Annotated in this window: 21 protein-coding genes and 1 pseudogene; 10 read left to right on the top strand and 12 right to left on the bottom strand. The window is 54.3% G+C overall.

Annotated elements, in window-relative coordinates; genetic code table 11:
• Positions 1 to 25: 25 nt before the first annotated feature.
• Positions 26 to 1,546, bottom strand: coding sequence for a F0F1 ATP synthase subunit alpha (locus IPM58_10145; protein ID MBK9307424.1), 1,521 nt, complete (start codon positions 1,544 to 1,546; stop codon positions 26 to 28).
• A 9-nt stretch (positions 1,547 to 1,555) separates the two neighbouring features.
• On the bottom strand, positions 1,556 to 2,095 hold the full coding sequence (gene atpH / locus IPM58_10140) for an ATP synthase F1 subunit delta (GenBank protein MBK9307423.1): 540 nt from the start codon (positions 2,093 to 2,095) through the stop codon (positions 1,556 to 1,558).
• A 240-nt stretch (positions 2,096 to 2,335) separates the two neighbouring features.
• Here atpH and IPM58_10135 point away from each other — a divergent pair, with 240 nt between their 5' ends.
• Positions 2,336 to 3,418 carry a HEAT repeat domain-containing protein gene (locus IPM58_10135; protein ID MBK9307422.1) on the top strand — a complete coding sequence of 361 codons (1,083 nt, stop codon included), beginning with the start codon at positions 2,336 to 2,338 and terminating at the stop codon, positions 3,416 to 3,418.
• Positions 3,419 to 3,529: 111 nt separating this feature from the next.
• Here the strand turns inward: IPM58_10135 and IPM58_10130 are convergent.
• Positions 3,530 to 3,906: pseudogene (locus IPM58_10130) on the bottom strand (type II toxin-antitoxin system VapC family toxin).
• A 453-nt stretch (positions 3,907 to 4,359) separates the two neighbouring features.
• Here IPM58_10130 and IPM58_10125 point away from each other — a divergent pair.
• Entirely contained in the window at positions 4,360 to 4,533 is a 174-nt protein-coding gene (locus IPM58_10125; GenBank protein MBK9307421.1) for a hypothetical protein, read from the top strand.
• A 1,428-nt stretch (positions 4,534 to 5,961) separates the two neighbouring features.
• Here the strand turns inward: IPM58_10125 and IPM58_10120 are convergent.
• The 5 genes from IPM58_10120 to IPM58_10100 are packed head-to-tail and all read right to left on the bottom strand — an operon-like array spanning position 5,962 to position 8,477.
• Positions 5,962 to 6,891: a hypothetical protein gene (locus IPM58_10120; GenBank protein ID MBK9307420.1), complete on the bottom strand. Its 930-nt coding sequence runs from the start codon at positions 6,889 to 6,891 to the stop codon at positions 5,962 to 5,964.
• A gap of 35 nt (positions 6,892 to 6,926) precedes the next feature.
• The gene (locus tag IPM58_10115) at positions 6,927 to 7,499 is read right to left on the bottom strand and encodes a hypothetical protein (protein MBK9307419.1); all 573 of its coding nucleotides are present in this window, start codon (positions 7,497 to 7,499) and stop codon (positions 6,927 to 6,929) included.
• 41 nt (positions 7,500 to 7,540) lie between these two features.
• The gene (locus tag IPM58_10110) at positions 7,541 to 7,873 is read right to left on the bottom strand and encodes a hypothetical protein (GenBank protein ID MBK9307418.1); all 333 of its coding nucleotides are present in this window, start codon (positions 7,871 to 7,873) and stop codon (positions 7,541 to 7,543) included.
• The gene (locus IPM58_10105) at positions 7,870 to 8,169 is read right to left on the bottom strand and encodes a HigA family addiction module antidote protein (protein MBK9307417.1); all 300 of its coding nucleotides are present in this window, start codon (positions 8,167 to 8,169) and stop codon (positions 7,870 to 7,872) included. The genes IPM58_10110 and IPM58_10105 overlap by 4 nt, the downstream gene beginning before the upstream one ends.
• Before the next feature lie 17 nt (positions 8,170 to 8,186).
• Positions 8,187 to 8,477 carry a type II toxin-antitoxin system RelE/ParE family toxin gene (locus IPM58_10100; protein ID MBK9307416.1) on the bottom strand — a complete coding sequence of 97 codons (291 nt, stop codon included), beginning with the start codon at positions 8,475 to 8,477 and terminating at the stop codon, positions 8,187 to 8,189.
• Between the two features lie 247 nt (positions 8,478 to 8,724).
• Between IPM58_10100 and IPM58_10095 the strand changes: the two genes are divergently transcribed.
• The 8 genes from IPM58_10095 to IPM58_10060 all read left to right on the top strand — a co-directional run bounded on the left by IPM58_10095 (position 8,725) and on the right by IPM58_10060 (position 14,826).
• On the top strand, positions 8,725 to 9,168 hold the full coding sequence (locus tag IPM58_10095) for a DUF1810 domain-containing protein (GenBank protein MBK9307415.1): 444 nt from the start codon (positions 8,725 to 8,727) through the stop codon (positions 9,166 to 9,168).
• A gap of 100 nt (positions 9,169 to 9,268) precedes the next feature.
• On the top strand, positions 9,269 to 9,559 hold the full coding sequence (locus tag IPM58_10090) for a nucleotidyltransferase family protein (GenBank protein ID MBK9307414.1): 291 nt from the start codon (positions 9,269 to 9,271) through the stop codon (positions 9,557 to 9,559).
• Positions 9,556 to 9,906, top strand: a complete 351-nt coding sequence (locus IPM58_10085) for a DUF86 domain-containing protein (protein ID MBK9307413.1) — start codon at positions 9,556 to 9,558, stop codon at positions 9,904 to 9,906. Before IPM58_10090 ends, IPM58_10085 begins: the two co-directional genes overlap by 4 nt.
• 251 nt (positions 9,907 to 10,157) lie before the next feature.
• Positions 10,158 to 11,735, top strand: coding sequence for a sigma 54-interacting transcriptional regulator (locus IPM58_10080; GenBank protein ID MBK9307412.1), 1,578 nt, complete (start codon positions 10,158 to 10,160; stop codon positions 11,733 to 11,735).
• Between the two features lie 252 nt (positions 11,736 to 11,987).
• Positions 11,988 to 12,653, top strand: coding sequence for an MOSC N-terminal beta barrel domain-containing protein (locus IPM58_10075; GenBank protein ID MBK9307411.1), 666 nt, complete (start codon positions 11,988 to 11,990; stop codon positions 12,651 to 12,653).
• A gap of 86 nt (positions 12,654 to 12,739) precedes the next feature.
• Positions 12,740 to 13,099 carry a hypothetical protein gene (locus IPM58_10070; GenBank protein ID MBK9307410.1) on the top strand — a complete coding sequence of 120 codons (360 nt, stop codon included), beginning with the start codon at positions 12,740 to 12,742 and terminating at the stop codon, positions 13,097 to 13,099.
• 100 nt (positions 13,100 to 13,199) lie between these two features.
• Entirely contained in the window at positions 13,200 to 14,213 is a 1,014-nt protein-coding gene (locus tag IPM58_10065; GenBank protein ID MBK9307409.1) for an alpha/beta hydrolase, read from the top strand.
• Positions 14,214 to 14,346: 133 nt separating this feature from the next.
• Positions 14,347 to 14,826, top strand: coding sequence for a nuclear transport factor 2 family protein (locus IPM58_10060; protein ID MBK9307408.1), 480 nt, complete (start codon positions 14,347 to 14,349; stop codon positions 14,824 to 14,826).
• Between the two features lie 102 nt (positions 14,827 to 14,928).
• Here IPM58_10060 and IPM58_10055 read toward each other — a convergent pair whose 3' ends face one another.
• The 4 genes from IPM58_10055 to IPM58_10040 all read right to left on the bottom strand — a co-directional run bounded on the left by IPM58_10055 (position 14,929) and on the right by IPM58_10040 (position 17,891).
• Positions 14,929 to 15,186 (bottom strand): hypothetical protein, encoded by a 258-nt coding sequence (locus IPM58_10055; protein MBK9307407.1) that lies wholly within the window; start codon positions 15,184 to 15,186, stop codon positions 14,929 to 14,931.
• Positions 15,187 to 15,263: 77 nt separating this feature from the next.
• Positions 15,264 to 16,229 carry an OmpA family protein gene (locus IPM58_10050; GenBank protein ID MBK9307406.1) on the bottom strand — a complete coding sequence of 322 codons (966 nt, stop codon included), beginning with the start codon at positions 16,227 to 16,229 and terminating at the stop codon, positions 15,264 to 15,266.
• A gap of 73 nt (positions 16,230 to 16,302) precedes the next feature.
• Complete coding sequence (mscL, locus tag IPM58_10045; GenBank protein ID MBK9307405.1) at positions 16,303 to 16,722, bottom strand: large-conductance mechanosensitive channel protein MscL; 420 nt, start codon at positions 16,720 to 16,722, stop codon at positions 16,303 to 16,305.
• A gap of 47 nt (positions 16,723 to 16,769) precedes the next feature.
• On the bottom strand, positions 16,770 to 17,891 hold the full coding sequence (locus tag IPM58_10040) for a DUF481 domain-containing protein (protein MBK9307404.1): 1,122 nt from the start codon (positions 17,889 to 17,891) through the stop codon (positions 16,770 to 16,772).
• Positions 17,892 to 17,937 lie beyond the last annotated feature (46 nt).

Here is a 17,937-nt window from a genome sequence, read left to right as displayed (position 1 = left end):
GAGTCCTCGCTACTCGGTCCTGTGCTTATGCTTTTCCCCCGTACCCCATCTTTTGCTTGAAGGTCGAGAGGATCTCTTTTAAGCGGCCGCCGACCTTATCATCGATCTTGCCGATGCTGGCCACTTCTTTCTTGAGGTCGGGATGGTTTTGTTGAACATAATGCAAGAAGTCCGCTTCAAACTGAAGCACCTTGTCGACCGGAACGTCGTCCAGAAATCCATTCACACCGGCATAGATCGACAGCACTTGATCCGCCACTGGCATCGGTTTGTATTGGCCCTGCTTGAGCAATTCGACCATCCGAACACCGCGTGCCAGCTGCATCTGGGTGGCCTTGTCCAATTCGCTGCCGAACTGGGAAAAAGCCGCCATCTCGCGATACTGAGCGAGATCGAGCCGCAGCGTACCCGCCACCTGTTTCATCGTCTTAATCTGCGCCGACCCGCCGACTCGTGAAACCGACAACCCCACGTTGATCGCCGGACGAATACCGGAATAAAAGAGGTCGCTGCCGAGATAGATTTGGCCGTCGGTGATCGAAATGACGTTGGTCGGGATGTAGGCCGACACGTCACCGGCTTGCGTTTCGATGATCGGAAGCGCGGTGAGGCTGCCTCCACCCAGCTTGTCGCTCAGTTTGGCAGCGCGTTCAAGCAGTCGAGAGTGCAAATAGAAGACATCGCCTGGGTAGGCTTCTCGGCCTGGTGGTCTGCGGAGCAACAAAGATAACTCACGATAGGCAACCGCGTGCTTGGATAAATCGTCATAGACAATCAACGCGTGCTTGCCGTTGTCGCGGAAATACTCACCGATGGCGGCTCCGGCGAAGGGGGCCAGGAACTGCATAGGCGCCGGGTCGCTGGCACTCGCCGATACGACCACGCTGTATTCCATCGCATGACTCTCTTCCAGGGTCTTTACGACGCGCGCAACGGTCGAACGCTTTTGTCCGATGGCGACATAGATACAAAATACGCCGAGTCCTTTTTGATTGATAATCGTATCGACGGCGATTGCGGTTTTGCCTGTCTGACGATCGCCGATGATCAGTTCCCGCTGTCCACGACCGATGGGGATCATGGCATCGATGGCCTTGATGCCGGTTTGCAACGGTTCCCGAACCGATTGGCGGGTATTGACCCCAGGGGCGACCATTTCGATGCGCGAAGAAAGCGAAGACTTGATGGCTCCCTTCCCGTCGATCGGCTGACCGATCGCATTCACCACACGACCGACCAAGGCTTCCCCGACGGGAATTTCCGCAATACGGCCGGTCCGCTTGACGGGATCGCCTTCCTTAACCCCGGCAGAGTCGCCCATCAACACAGCGCCGACGTTGTCTTCTTCAAGGTTCAGCGCGATGCCGTAGAGGCCTCCGGGAAATTCGAGCATTTCACCGGCCATGGCGCCATCCAGGCCGTACACCTTGGCAATCCCGTCTCCGACCTGGATAACGGAACCCGTTTCTTTAACATCGACCTGCTTGTCGAAGCCTTTAATCTTTTCTTTGATAATCCCACTGATTTCTTCTGCCCTAATCTGCATGACAACTCCTTATTCTCGTGTCAACGCGACTTGCAAATCGCGCAGGCGGCCTCGGACCGTACTGTCGACCACCGTGCTGCCGATCGAGATCTGCAAGCCGGCGAGATGACTCGCATCGGTCTGAAACGTCACATCCACCTCGCGCTTGAGCGTTTCGCGGAGACGCACCTTGATACGATCTTGTTCCGTTCCTGGAAGGGGGGCTGCAGAGGACACCGTGACCGGTTGAGTCCCCTTGGCTTGATCAACAAGCGTGCCGAACGCATGGGCGATTTCAGGCAGAAATCCTATCCGGCTTTTCTTCACCAATTGGCCGAGAAACGCCCTGCCGATCGGCGGGCAGCCGAGCTTGTCGGCAAGCGCCGTCAGGACCGCGGTCTTTTCCTCCACCCCGAAGGCCGGCGACGCCACCACGTGACGCAGCTGGTCCGACTCCCTCATCGCCTGGCTCAGGCTGTCGAGGGTGCTCCTTGTCACTTCGATGGTGGATTGATCGAGAAGCTCGAAAAGTGCCTGTGCGTAACGTCGCGCAACTGTTGTCTTTATCACCGTTCTCTACCCACTCTTGTTGTTTGGACAGATCTGAAAGTTTCGTGTGAGTCACGAAGTAGAGCAGCGGAAATTAGCATTGGGACCTGCAAACTGTCAATATGATGCTCGCGACTGATTCTCAATGCTCTAACATGAGAACCCATCGGTGTATACTCACATTCGAGCGTTGCACCAGCACCAGCCGCCTCACAAGATTGCGCACCCGCATCCTGTGGGACAGTGCGGGAGAGGTGAACCATGCGAATTCGGTCTTTGTTACTCGGACTTGGGTTCTGTCTCGCTCTAGGCCTATGCCACAATCTCGCGCTGGCTTACCGCGAATACTTCACGCCGGAACAGCGAACTCAGCTGGAGCACATTCAGACCATTATGGTTCACGTCCTCGCCCTCACCGATCAAGGCGAAGCCCAGGGTACGGCTCTGGCTGACGTCGTGGCACAGCGTCTTGGCGAAGTTGGATACGCGACCGTTCGAGATCCTGCCTTGCCTCACGATGTCGTTGTTCGAGTCAAATGCGAGCAACGCAAGACCTGGGAAGGGACGACAGCGACTGGCGGAGATGCGGACCTGCCGGACTCGCCGTCTCGTCTTTGGAAAGGCCCCGCCTGCCAACTCACCTACTTGCTTGGTGGCATGAAGATCAAATGGCAGAAAGAAGTGCGGACGGAGTTCGAAGATGCCGTCGCAGCCGCACAAGCGGCCCAGGCAGCCGATCCCGGCCTGTATGCGCTGGCCAAGCTACAGGACGCGCTGGGGAAATATGAATTCCCCCTCCTCCTGGCTGCAGAATGGGGCCACGTCGATCGCCTCCTCAAGATTCTGGATTCGCCCGATACCAGCCAGGCTCGAAAGATCAAGATCATGTCCCTCCTGGGAGACATGCAGGCAGACGAAGCACTGCCAAAACTGAAAGACGCACTGAAGGACCGAGACCTCGCGAAACAGGCGCTCGTCGCCATGGGTAATCTCGGCAGGGAAGGGATTCCCCTCCTCATCGATATGATGAACACAGCGCCTCAGCTGGAAGTCCAGGCAGCAGCAGCAAAAGGACTTGGGCAGATCGGTGGCATTGCAGGAGATGCGTCGGTCGTCCTTCCGTTATTGGCGAAGCTCCAAGATCCCAAGACTGATTGGGCCGTCTTAACGGAAGTCGCCTGGGCGCTCGGGAAGATACCCGACAAACGATCGATCCAACCGCTCTATGATCTTGACAGGAAGCTGCAGGCCATTCGCGATCCCGACAACCTGACGCTCAAGAAACTCAAGGAGGCCGTGTTCTGGGCGATCAAGCAGTGCGATACGTGGGATCAGTATAGCTAGAGTGGTCATCCTTCATTGAGCCTTCCCCCCCTTTTCAGTTCCACTCTCGGATCGTTTCCACTATAGCCTTATAGGCTCGGGGCTATGACCTGGCCTGGTGTAAGGTCGGTGCTACCAGGCCGTCTTCACGGCATATTGCGTGATCAATGGATCAGGCGTGAGCAGGGTGAGTTCATGGTGAATGGCTTGGCGGATCAACATACGATCAAACGGGTCTCGATGAAGCGACGGCAACCGAGACAGATAGAATACCGACTGTTCCTCCAACGGCAATGTGACAACCCCATGTCGTTCACGTTGCGCAGGGATAAAGCGTTCGGGGGCTTGCGGCAGTGGAAGCTTGCCAAGACCGAACTTCACCTCATTCCCACGGGAATGGTGCTGAGATGGGCCTCATTGACGGGTCGGTAAAAAAGATCGCCTTGCTCAGAAAGCGCCGGATCATCCGTAATCAGCCATAAAGGTGCAGGTATCGGAAGGCTTTGCATATCTTGCCGGAAAGGCATCAAGGACGTCATTGAGAGGTTTAAAGAACGCTGGAGAGGCACAGAAAAGCTCCTAATTCGCCAATCCGATGGGACGCTTGCGGTGAGGAGTGATGGCAACAGGCGTATTTCTGCAATCGGTTGATTGCGGTTGCACAAAATGATTGTTTCTCCTTTTTTCTGAGTTTCGTCAAATGATAGGAGAGATGCGTCTTCGCTATGGTTTCATTGATACGAATCCTTGGTCACATAGTAGACTAACAATGTGACTAAGTCAAGATTGTAACTCGTCGGCAGGGCTGATTCTTCATGAATTGATTACTGGGATGACCTCTGCGCGCGGTGTTATTCGGGCTGCTGCAGTGGCTCAGAACAGGTCGGCAGTCTGCATGGTGATGCATCGGTCGTCCTGCCGTTATTGCGGCTAGCCGCAGGAAACAAAGACCGGACTGGACGGTGTTGAGGAGGCTGGCCAGGGCGCTCAGCAAGTCGGATAAGCTTGCTATACAGCTCCTCTACAACCTGGACAAGAAGCTACAGGCGATTCGCGATCCCGACAACGTGACGCTCAAGAAACTCAAAGGCCGTGTTCTGGGCGATCAAGCAATGCGATACGTGGGATCAGTATAGCTAAAGGAATGAGTGGAGGCTGACGATCTTCTGTGCTCATGCAACGTGTGGTCGTGGACTCGCCTCGTTCAGTGAACACCCGATAGGAAATCGTTAAGGCGTCTAAGCGCCTTGGAAGAGTGAAACTATCTAATCGAGCAAATCGTCGAAGTAACGAAATCCTTTCGCAGTAAGATATTCAAGCCGGTATCTCGATGCTGTTAATCTCCTTGCAAGCACCTGGTTTATTTAATCACAACAGAAGAAAAGATCTGTACTTCTGTTCATCATGGCAGAAATTTCCCATAACGCCGTCCTCGCACATCAAACGCAAACGGCGTATGGCCTCCAGAAGGCATACTACGACTAACAATGAGGGCAGCTCAAAGAACCAGATAATCCACGTCTATTGTTTTAGCCAGACGAAGGACCATAGCCAGCTGAACCATTGACCATTTCTGCGAAATTTCGGAAGCAAACCACCATCCATATACCAGCAAAGGTCTTTCCTGTTCTACGACTGGATCTGCCAGCATATCGCTCTTTTAGAGTTTACGGAGTCGTTCAATAACAGTAGGAGATACCTTTCCTGAGGAATGAATACTTCGCCCCAGGAACTCAAGCGCGTGCCCGCGGAGCTTATCAGTAGCGTTGGAGAAGAATTTTCCTAGGATCCCCGATGCCTCTCCCGGTAAGGCAGTTACCATACCAATAGAAGACGTCATTAGATGCTCGGCCAATCTCTCTTTGGGATCTCACCCCATGCTCAATGGTAGATGACCTGCTAAGTTCTGCCCACAGCCTTTGAGTATTGCGCTCATAAAGACGTCAGCATATTTAGATGTATGGCGTTGAGAATATGATGTAGGTATCCCATACACAGCGTCTCTGTACTTGCGCAACCCTGTCAGCTCGGGAAAGATTTTCTTAACGTTCGTATAGCCCACTTGGCATCCAACCAGTGGAGTGTAGGAACCAACGACCGTATACCGATCGAATTGCCAAAGAAGGATCTCTTGTCGGTTCCAAATATTGCCTCTAGCACATCGCGCACTTCCGGCATTGACCTTAGGCCCTGTCCGGCTAATCTCTTCTTACCTTCCTTACCTAGACTCCGCTGGACCCAGCAGGCATAGCGAACTACGGCTTCGACGGCTTCCCCTCGAACACTGTTAGTCACCGCAAGATGTGACGGGTCGGCGCTGAGACCTTTCCTTTCGACTTCATCCTCAGGTTCAGGATGTGGGTCGTTGGTAACAGGAAGGAGAGTTGCCCACGCCCGCTCTCTCAAATGCCATGGAATAGAGCCGTCACCTTCAAGGAAGCCGAATGAGAGCAAGCCTGCCACAGTCTTACGTGCCCAGCTCCAATCCGGATCTGCTCCCCACTTGTCAACGTTGCGATCGGGAATTCCTCTCGGCTGGGTGACTACCCAATATGACAAGTCGATTACCGGAGCCCATGCAAACGGTTTCTTTTGCCCAATCGCATCTCGAAACCCTTGCAGGAATGATCGGACATAGGTTGGGCCAAGTCCTTCGAAGGACGGCGCAAGCGGCGCATACTTTGCAGGATCGTTCGCCACCATTTGACTGATCTCGCCCCAGTCCCTTCTTGAGAAGGAGCTATACCTAGTGCTTCCTTGGTTGGCTTCCAGTCTGTTAGAAATTGACGAAGCTCATCCACTTGCATCTGTGCAAGATTGGCCGAACCCTTAGGACTTATAGGTCCTCTCATTACTCCCATCGAGTAATGTGAGAATTCTGGATGGTCAGCTGGACCTAGCTCGTTCACCATGGCGTTGTATCTATTGGCCCATGGCTTTGGGAGTGAGTGATAAAAAACGGCCAATTTATCTCGCTGCCAGGATCTCTTGCGCTTCTCGATGTCTTCTAGGCTCGGAACCTCGCCAACTGCTTCCGTAACACGCTGTGTCCATCCTTCAACGTCATCAGGTCCAGCTTCAATCCAACCTAATATGATCTGCTGGTCATTCGAATCAAGCTTCTGAAACATCTCTTTGAGAAGCAGGCGGTACTCATGCGACAAACGTAGATCTTCAAACTTTGCATGATCTGTCAGATCGTCTCTAATAAGATCCTTCACTGTATCTGGGTACTCACGCATAACATGGAGTATGATTCTGTCAAAGACTTTCCACCTACGAAGCGTCGTTTTGTCCGTTCTGTAATGCAGACAGCGGACAACATCTCTCACCAGTGCCGGATTAGAACTCACAATCAACTCGCTTGCATCCCGCACAGCTGAAACCAAATGTTCTCTTAAATCTCGTCCCTCGTTTTGGCTATGGCTTTCTATTGCTCCTCGCCAAATATATGAATAGTCTTCACGTCCGGGATCTTCATTTCTTTCCGACATAGAAATGGCTTCTTCAAGAAGGTCACAAAGCAAGATCAACGCCCTCGGTCAGTCTCCTTAACGAGGTCAGGAATGTGCTTTTTTAGGATCTGCTCATAGTTCCAATCCGAAAGAACTGATTTTGGCTCAGGTGGATATAGGTATTTTTCACCTTCAGAGCCTTCCATCGGTTCCTTCTGTTCTTGGTGGAGCTCTAGCAATGCCTTCGCCAGGTCTAATGCCTTCTCGGCTTGTCCCCCACGAGCGAGATGGCTGATCAATTTCCCGAGCCTATCTGCCAATCGGAGCTGATACTTGGATTTGGCCCACCCTATCGCCTTGGGAATGATTCTTTGTGCAATATCCGCAGGCATTGCCAAGGCTGCGTCACTAAGATCCTCATGAATTCGGACGTTTTCAGTTTCGGGAATTCTCAAGGCCAGCTCTACAACCTTATCTGGCGCTTGCCCAGCCATGCGTGCGAGATAGCGCGAGGGTGGCCAGATGGGAAAACTTATCAAGTCCTGTTCTTCAACAGGGGGATATGGCTTATCGAACACTCGTTCTTCGGCAAGAGGTTCCAACCACTCGGGTGATTTCAATTCACTAAAGAAAAACTCAAAGTCCACCGGTCGTTCTATGGCTTTGAGGGCTTTTTACGAGTTCGCGACTAGGCATTACCTTCGCCTTCTTTAATGATCGCAGAAGCTTTTTCTTTGATAGGGTTGTTTGCGGAATCAGGCGACCATGAAGGGAACTCCTCAAATCTTATAACACGCTGCAAACTTGTCTTTGCTAGCAACAAGAACCATGATGTGCAACTTGCTCCGTACTTGTTGTATTGTTTCCACTCCTGGATTCGAAGTTGTTCAATCGGCTCGGGAAGAGGAGCGTGAATGAAATCCGTATGCTTCAGCAAATTCGCTCCTTGCTGGTCTCTCGGTGGGGTGAAATTGTCTACCTTATTAAAGAACTCTGCTCCTCTAGGCAATAAAGCCGTCACGGGTGCAGCGTCGCATGGAAGCGCCGCACACCTTTGATTTCTTTCTCTCGGCGGCGCGTCTCGGCAATGTCATAGTTGGATTGCATCTTCATCAGTGTATCCATTTTGACGCCGAACGCCTTTTCGATTCGCAAGGCCATGTCGCCGGTCAAGTCGGCCTTGCCGTTCAACAAATTCGAGAGGGCAGGACGCGACACATCCAGCACATCGGCGGCAGCGGTCACGGACAGGCCAGCCGGTTGAATAATTTCCGTTCGGATAAAATCGCCGGGGTGCGGCGGGTTCTTCATGGGCATGGTCTGGTACTCCTGTGCTAGTGATAATCCTCTAAATTCACGTCATAGATTTCTTGTTCGGCGGTATCAACGCGGAACGTCAAGCGGCGGTTGCGTGTCACGCTCAAGCTGACCGTGCCTTTACGGTCTCCGGTCAACGTGTGCGCCTTCCATGAGGTGAGGGCGCGCACTTCGTCGGCACTGCTCATCACCTCCAGAAACGGGAACATCTTCCGCAGCTTGTCCACGGTATCTGGCGGTACACCCTTGGCGCTGCCGTCCAGATAAAGCCGTTGCAAGCCTTTATGAATAAAGTTCCGTATCTTCACCTGGAGACTGTAGCTTGTAACGCAACACGTGTCAAAACATAACTCTAGACAGAGCGCGGGGCCCGATAGTGGCGGGGATTGAATTATTTCGCTACAACGCTGACCACTTGTGAAAACGTGTCATTCTAATTGGGCGGGGCGCGCCAAAAGAGTAACGCGTGCCGAGTAAATAGTGTCAGGTCTTGCGATCCAACATTGCCAGGCATGATACTGTCCTGGAAAGAATGTACTTGGCCGCGGATAGTTGATGAACGACGAGTACAATCTTCAACGCTTTCTCGACGCGCAAGAGGGCGTCTATGACACAGCCCTCGATGAGCTGCGGGCCGGGAGAAAGTCCAGCCACTGGATCTGGTTTATCTTTCCGCAGATCACCGGTCTTGGATACAGTGCGATGGCGCAGCAGTTCGCCATCAGCTCACTCGACGAGGCCACGGCCTATCTGCAACATCCCACCCTCGGCCCACGGCTCAGAGCATGTACGCAGCTGGTTCTCGACGTGAACGGTCGTAGCGTTGAGGAGATCTTCGGCTATCCCGACCATCTCAAATTCCGGTCCTGCATGACCCTGTTTCTGACCGCTGCCCCCGACAGCACCATCTTCAAAGACGCCCTGCTCACATACTTCGACGGCCAGCCAGACCACCTGACCCTCGACATCCTGGCACACCGCCATTCGCAACACCCCTAGTACCTTGGCCAGCAGCTTGATGTGCGATATCTGACGACTGGAATGCTTGTCAGATCGCAGGAACCTGGGTATCCTAGTCGAAGACATTGGGATGACCGCTATGACCACCCGTGACGCACTCAGCACGAAGCGCGACCATATTCTCCAACTCGCCGCGCAGCACGGCGCGCACAATGTCCGCGTCTTTGGATCAGTGGCGCGTGGAGAAGCCGGCTCAACCAGCGACCTCGATTTGTTGGTGCAGATGCACCCAGGACGAAGCTTGCTGGATGTGATCGCTCTGAGTCAGGAGCTCGAATCCGTCCTGCACTGCCATGTTGATATCCTCACCGATGAGGGACTCAGTCCCTACCTTGCCCAGCACATCCAGGCAGAAGCCGTACCCTTATGAAGGACGACCGTATCTACCTCCTTCACATTCGAGACGCCATCCAACACATTCTGACCTACACGACATCCGGCAAAGACGGCTTCTTCGCAGACCGGAAGACACAGGACGCGGTGATTCGCAATCTTGAAATCATTGGCGAAGCCACAAAACGCCTCTCCGCCTCCCTCAAGAATGCCAACCCAGATATCGCGTGGAAACCCATCGCCGGTATGCGAGATAAGTTGGTGCATGATTACTTCGGCGTGAATCTCCAACTCGTCTGGGATGTGATCGAGCGAGATCTTCCAGGGCTCAAAGTAAAGGTGCTCCACCTCCTGACCGCACTCAACCCACCTACTTCACGGTAGCCATCTCCCAAAAATCCAACAAGCGAACAACGAAGTAGCCTCCTTACATCCTCTCGTTCACCTCACCGACTGATGGTTACGGCGGAGCATTCGGCTTGTGACGCAGGAGTTGCCAGCCATGGGGCTCGAGCGGCATACGATCTGAATAGAATTGTTTGCCCGGGTGACCCCGCTCTCCTACTGATTGACAATCCTCTATTAGGCCTTTATCGTCCTCCACGCTAGATCCAGTCCTGATTGGAGGCCACCAGTTGGATAGTCCCTCTGCATCACCCCTATCCTGCCCCGATGGCAAAGCGCTCGAACGCATCGCGCTGCAGATGGCGTCGAGCTTGGATCTCCACGTCGTCCTCACGACGATCACCCAAGGGCTCGTGGATGACCTGGATGCCGCCTTTGCCCGTATCTGGCTCCTCGGTCCCGGCGATCTCTGTACCGGCTGTTACAAGGCCTCTGACTGCAGAGACCAGACCCAGTGTTTACATCTCAGGGCCAGCGCGGGACTCTATTCAAACCTCGATGGGGAATACCGCCGCATTCCGCTGGGGTCGCTGAAGATCGGCAAGATCGCCCAAGGATTCGGGCCGATGCAGAGCAACGACGTCCTCGGCGACGATCGCCTCCCAAACAAGCAATGGATGAAAGACAACGGGCTCCAGTCCTTTGCCGGATACCCCCTCGTCTTTCGCGGGGACGTGCTCGGCGTCATCGCGATGTTTGGACGACGCCCGTTGGCTGATGATGAATATGAACGGCTGGCCACCTTCGCCTATCAAGCCGCCACCGCGATCAAGAACGCGCAGCTCTTTACAGAAGTCGCACAGCTCACAAATAGACTCGAGGCGGAGAACCTCTACCTTCGCGAGGAGATCAAACTCAATCACAATTTTGAGGAGATCGTCGGTGAGAGCCCGATCATCACATCTGTTCTCCGACTCATCGAACAGGTCTCGCCGACGGATTCGACGGTCCTGATCCGGGGAGATACAGGGACCGGCAAAGAATTGCTGGCCAGAGCCATTCACAACCTGAGCCCGCGAAGAGATCGCTCGCTGGTGAAGGTCAACTGCGGGGCAATTCCCGTGAACCTCGTCGAAAGCGAGCTCTTCGGCCATGAGAAGGGATCGTTCACCGGAGCATTACAGCGCCGCATCGGCCGATTTGAGTTGGCGGACGGAGGAACGATCTTCTTGGACGAAGTCGGAGAATTGCCGCTGGACGCTCAAGTCAAACTCCTCCGGGTACTACAAGAAAAAGAGGTCGAACGGATCGGCAGTGGCCATTCAACCAAAGTCGATGTCCGAGTCATTGCCGCCACGAATCGTGATCTTCATGCAGCGGTGAAGGCCGGTTCCTTCCGGGCCGATCTGCTTTACCGGCTGAATGTCTTTCCGATCGAGGTACCGCCCCTACCCGCCCGTGCGTCGGATATCCCACTCTTGGTCAATCGATTTGTCGCCAAGTTCTCACGCAAGCTCGGCAAGCAGATCGACGGAGTGTCGCAATCGACGATGGATCGCCTCATGAAATACTCCTGGCCTGGCAACATTCGGGAGTTGGAGAATGTGATCGAACGGGCCACCATCCTCGCGAATGGGCCACTACTTCAGATTGACGATATGATGCTTCAAGGGAACTCCGCCCCGCCGTCGCCGGTCGCCGATTCTCTGGAAGAGGTCGAACGAGTCCACATTCTCCGCATCCTTCAGGATACAAACTGGGTCGTCGAAGGGAAGCAGGGCACCGCGACTCGACTTGGTCTCCATCCCAACACGCTCCGATCCCGCATGCAGAAGCTTGGGATCAAGAAACCTCGCCCCACCGTATAGCAGCGCATCTCACGTCCATCCCCACGACATATCATAGTTCCACGATATGTCGTGGAGGCGCCTCTCTTTTGAGTTCATTGTTCCTTCTACACCGACTTCGCTAACTCCATCTCCCACTGGCAGTTTATCTCGTCTCACTGATCGTCATGGCATGTGGCATCGGCCTTGCGCTAGCCGATGAACATGATGACCAAGGCAACGTAGAGAAAACGCCGATAGAAAAACATTTCCTTTTTCAAAGGAGCTCACACCATGAAGGTGGCACAGATATGGCGTTATCCGGTGAAGTCGATGGCCGGTGAACAGATTGATCATACCCGCATCGGACCACTCGGCATTGAGGGAGATCGCGTCGTGCATGTGGAGGATGAGGATGGTCATGTCATCACGTCCAGGACGCACCATCGGCTGCTCGGTCACCATGCCACGCTCAATGAATCCGGCGAGCCTGTGGTTGATGGCCTGCCATGGAGCGATCCCAAGGTCCGCAAAGACGTGGTGGATATCGTGGGCCCGGGCGCCAAGCTGGTACGCGATGATTCCAGTGATCGTTTCGACGTGCTGCCGTTGCTGGTGGCAACGGATGGAGCAATTGCAGCATTCGGGCGTGACGGCCGGCGGCTCAGACCGAATCTGGTCATCGGAGGGGTCGAAGGCCTGGCAGAGCGCTCGTGGCCAGGGCAGTGCTTGCACATCGGAGAGGTCATCATCGGAATCCAAGATCTCCGTAGGCGCTGCATCATGACGACCTTTGACCCCGACACCCTGAAACAAGACCGTCAGGTGCTCACAGACATTGTGCGGAGATTCGGCGGCACGCTCGCGTTGAATTGTTTCGTGATCCGGGGCGGAGACATTCGAGTCGGCGACACAGTTGAGCTAGCCCGGCACCGTGAATGCGAGGCTGTTCGTACGTAGAGGGACCAACATTTTACCATCGCTTGCGTGGGAGCTTTTGGCTTTCACGCTTTCAACCGCCGCAAGGCATAGAGGGAGGACGCATCATGAGCAAGTCAGTGAAGGACACGTTGGAAGAAATGTTGGGCATGTTGAAGCAGGGTCAAATGACCGAAGGTCAGAAGATCTACTTTGCGGATTCGGTCGTGACACAGGAAGGCAATCAGCCACCGGTCGTGGGTAAACAGGCCGCCATTGAGCGACTGGACAAATTCAGAGAGACAATCGGAGTGGCCGCCTTTGTCAGCTACATCATCGGTGCCGTGGCTGTTTCTGGAAATACCAGCTTCTACGACTCAGTGCTGACCGTGAAATTAAAGAATGGGCAAATCATCAGCCTCGAACAAGTCGTCAAGACGGACTGGCAGGACGGCAAGATCGTCAAGGAGCGTTACTACCATAGCTGATCACGGGTGATGTCACGTGGGAGTGGATGGCTAAGGCCGTTCGCTCCCACATACATCTGAAATCTGTAGCAAAAGCGTTCATGTAAAGGGAGTGCAAACCATGACAATTCGAAGACAATCATATCGGTATCCGCAGACACAGCTGTGGCGACGACTTCTGTCACCACTGTTGTTAGGCCTGGTGCTTCTCACTGTGGAGATCTCGGTGTTCGCGCAAACGACGGAGCCATCGACTCCGGCTCGCGTGACGCACAACACCGTCAAAATTGATGGCGTGGATGTGTTCTATCGTGAGGCAGGGCCGAAGGACGCGCCCGTTCTATTGCTACTTCACGGCTTCCCAACATCATCACATATGTATCGTAACCTCATCCCGCAACTTGCCGACAAGTACCATGTCATCGCGCCCGACTACCCGGGCTTTGGCCAGAGTGGGATGCCCGACCGATCAAAGTTCGCCTACACGTTCGACAACTACGCCCAGGTGGTGGACAGGCTGATCCGCCAACTCGGCGTGAACCGCTATGCCTTGTACGTGATGGATTATGGGGCGCCGGTCGGTTTCCGGCTAGCGGCAAAGAATCCGGAACGAGTGCTCGCGCTTATCGTGCAGAACGGCAACGCTTACGACGAAGGACTCGAAAAGTTCTGGGACCCCATCAAGGCCTATTGGGGCACAGGAGGATCAACCGAGCGTGAAGCGATCCGCTGGCTGACCTCTCTTGCGGCCACGAAGTGGCAGTATACGAACGGCGTGAAGGACGCGTCACTGGTGAGTCCCGATACCTGGACCATGGACCAAACGTTCCTCGACCGACCGGGGAACGCGGAGATTCAGCTCGACTTATTCTACGACTATCGCACGAATATCCCGCTGTACCCCCAGTGGCAGGCCTATTTTCGCGACCACAAGCCGGCGACGCTGGTCGTGTGGGGCAAGAACGACGCCATCTTCGTGGCAGCCGGTACCACGCCTTACAAACGCGATATTCCGAACGCGGACATCCATCTCCTTGATACCGGACACTTCGCCTTGGAGACGCACAGGCACGAGATCGCGAAGCTGATTCGGGAGTTCCTCAACCGCAACCTGAAGTCTGGAGGCCAAGGTTGACCGGGCAACGAACGTCTCTCATGCCGATCTGTCTGCAAGGGAGAGGATGGAAGAATGGCGGTAGTCCAATCCGCGCAGTGACGTCATGCTCTATCGTCCTCTTATGTGAGGACAATTTAAAGAGGTCATCATCATGAACGGTCTCGAACAGACTAGACCGCCTTTGCCCCCATTCGATGCTGAATCCGCGACCCAAAAAGTACGGATGGCTGAGGACGCGTGGAATACGCGAGACCCTGAGCGGGTGTCGCTGGCATACACGCACGACAGTGCCTGGAGAAACCGTTCAGAATTTCTGGCTGGTCGGGAAGCGATCGTTCACTTCCTAACGCATAAGTGGAACAAGGAATTGGATTATCGACTCATCAAGGAACTGTGGGCGTACCACGAGAACCGAATCGCCGTGCAGTTCGCCTATGAGTGGCACGATGCCTCAGGAAATTGGTTTCGCTCATATGGGAACGAGAATTGGGAATTTGCCGACAATGGCCTCATGCGTCGGCGCATCGCGAGCATTAATGATGTACCGATCGCGGAAAAGGATCGAAGATATTTCTGGCCCCTTGGTCCCCGGCCAGACAATCACCCAGGGCTGTCTGAGCTTGGGCTATAGGAGTTCACCTGATTACGTGGCCCAGGCTATGGCTGGAGGTAGGCAGAAGGGGCGGCGCGTCACAGACGCGCCGCCCCAGACAAGACGGAATCTATCTACGCACTATTTGCCCATCGCCGCATCTTTGAGTTTCTTCCCCTCATCCTTCATTTCTCCTGCGTTTTTCGCGGCATCTTTCGCCTTCATATCTTTCGCGCTTTGCACTGTCTCTCCGCCTTCTTTCTTCACATTCTCCGCTTGCCCTTTTACGGTCTCAACCTTCTCCTTCATGGCACCCATATCGACGGCCCAGCCTGATGTGGTCAGACCGATCAGGAAAACCGACAACGCAAGGCTTACAACGGCTGTTTTCGTCTTCATTGCTCATCTCCCTATTATTCAGCCAAGTCACAGATCAGTCTGCGAGGATCGGCCACAAACTTGAAATTTCTCGCCCTCTATCTAGTGACGACCACTTCGACGCGCCGGTTTTTTGCCCGACCCACCTCAGTCGTATTGGGCGCCTTGGGCTTGGTGTCCGCATATCCTTGAGTGGTGGCGTTGCTCAAGCCACCCTCTTCCAGCGCTTTGGCCGCGTTGACGGCACGGGCTTCTGAGAGTTCCATATTCGTTGGGAACTTTTTCTTCAACGTCCCGCTGATCCGCTGGTTGTCCGTATGGCCGTCGACCGCGACTTTATATTCAGGGTAGTCTTTTAAGATCCCGCCCACCTGCTTCAGTGCGTCCACGCCGGCCGGTTTCAGTTGATCTTGGCCTGACGCAAAGAGATAGCCCGATGCCAAGTTGATCAAGAGGCGTTCGTCGTTCAAATGGACGGTAATATCACCCTTCTTGATTTGAGGGCCAAGCGATCGGATCAATCCACGCTCTGCCTCTTTCAGCTTGGCCATTTCTGCCGATAAGTCACCCTGTAGCCCGGCGAGTTGCCCTTCGAGCTCTGCATTCCGTTGCTTCGCTGCGGCTAATTCTGCTGCGAGCCGATCCTTTTCATCTTGGGATTGGCCTAAGTCGCCTCGCACAGCAGCGAGCTGACTCGCCAAGGCGGCGCTGTCACCGGATCCAGAACGAAGTGCAGCGATTTCCCGATCACGTTCAGCGAGCTGACGTTCCAGTTCACTCACGCGACCGCTCAGAGCTCCATTCTCTCGGCGTGCCGCCTCCAGTTCATCGGCTAATCGGTTGCGCTCTTGTTCCAGCGCTGCGAGGCGATCTGCTGCAGGATCTGAGGCCACGGCCTTCGTCGTCGAAGGGCATCCGCTGCCCTGGTAATAGCCGTACCAGTTCTTGTCAACGCAAACGGTCGGCTGCTTGATATAGCCAGAAGGATGGTCCTTGGACAATGATGAACAACCAGCCAGTGCCACCAACCCTATCAGCACCATCGAGGTCTTAAACGTTCGCATGATGATCTCCTTCTCCTCTCGTGTGCGTGGCAGACACCCCGCCCACGTTCTGGCCCAGGTTGTAGCCGTCGCCTTACTGACGGCCTTTCAGTGCATCGCGGATTTCCATCAACAATTTCTCTTCATTTGTCGGCCCAGGGGGCGGTGGGGGAGGGGGTGGGGCCTCATTCTTGAAGCGATTGACCTGCTTCACCAGCATAAAGATGACGAAGGCGATGATCAGAAAATCGAAGACACTCTGCAAGAACACGCCGTAGTTGAGCGTTGGCGCTCCTGCGGCTTTGGCCGCGGCCAAGGACGCTGGGGATGTTTGGGACAAATCGATGAACAAGCTCGAAAAATCCACCTTTCCCATCAGCAACCCCAGTGGCGGCATCAACACGTCGCTGACCAGCGATGACACGATTTTTCCAAACGCTCCACCGATGATGACACCGATCGCCATATCCAGGACATTGCCCTTCATGGCGAATTCTTTAAATTCTTTCAGCATGACTTTCCTCCTCTGAGACGTCCGTTTAGGACACGACGACTGGCTCCCTATCGCTTGCGGGTGGTGTCGAACGCATACCCCAGCGTCAGCAAATATAAATTATCCGTATCACCGGTTCCGGCAGGCGGCCGATTGTTGTAGCGGGTGGTCACTTGGAACCCGCTCGAAAGCCCGGCTAAAATCTTCATGCGAACCCCGTTATCCATCGTGAAGAAGAAATCCGAGGCGTTCTGCACCGAGGGGAAAATCTCGTTGTAATGATAGAGCGTCACGCGTCCATCCCACAGCGGCCAATCGAATTTCATGGCTACACGGGCACGAAAGCTGGCCCGATCTCCTGTGATGCTGTTATCCCGATAATCTTCATTGAAATAGGCCGGACCAGCTTCGGCATAGAACGTCATATCCCGAAACATGCCGGAGAGGTCTCCACGCTCGAGGAATTGGTACCCCGGCCCAGTCGCAATCGCTGTTCTCAGCTTGAGGTTTTGAAGAAAATCGTTTTCGACATACGCCGAGGCAAACCAGAAGAGCCGTTTCGTGATAAAGAAGTCCAGTTTGATGGTTCCTCTGGCATTCCTTACCTGTAAGCTGCCATTGTTGTCTCCGTTGACATACCGACCCAAGAGGGTCAGCCTGAGCTGTTCACTCCTGGCGATAAAGTCTCCGAGTATGCTGACGTTCCGTAAGTGGCTGTTTCCCACAGATTGTGAGTAGCCGGCGTTCAAGCTGCCGCTGTAAACGACCGGAGGTTGGATCATGGGGTTGACCTGCGTCACGGCATCCATCGGCATCGTCATCGTGCTGCCGGTCGGACCAGCCTTCAGCGTCATCGTGCCAGGCTCACTCTCTTCGGCTGTGCCCACGAGTACCGTGCCCTCCTTTAGGTGGAACGGAATGGGATGCGAGACGGCCAATTTGCTCACTTCAGACCACTTGATCTTAATCAGATCGTCCGCCAGAGCGCTCTTCATCTGGAGCACCCCACCCACCATTTCGATCACTTCCCCATGGATGACGCTGCCGTCTTTCAGCGTGACCACATCATGGACTGGAGCGGCTGCGTCAGACACCGGGGCCGGATCATCGAATGGAAATGCTGAACACACCGCCGTAGTCGAGAGAGAAAGAAGGACGCCTAACCCAACCAATGCGATGGAATGCTTCATTTATCCTCCTTTATGTGATTACGTACTTACCTAGAGCCACTCAACC

The organism is Nitrospira sp. (assembly GCA_016715825.1).
Taxonomy (GTDB): domain Bacteria; phylum Nitrospirota; class Nitrospiria; order Nitrospirales; family Nitrospiraceae; genus Nitrospira_D.
This window is presented reverse-complemented; position numbering and strand designations above follow the sequence as displayed.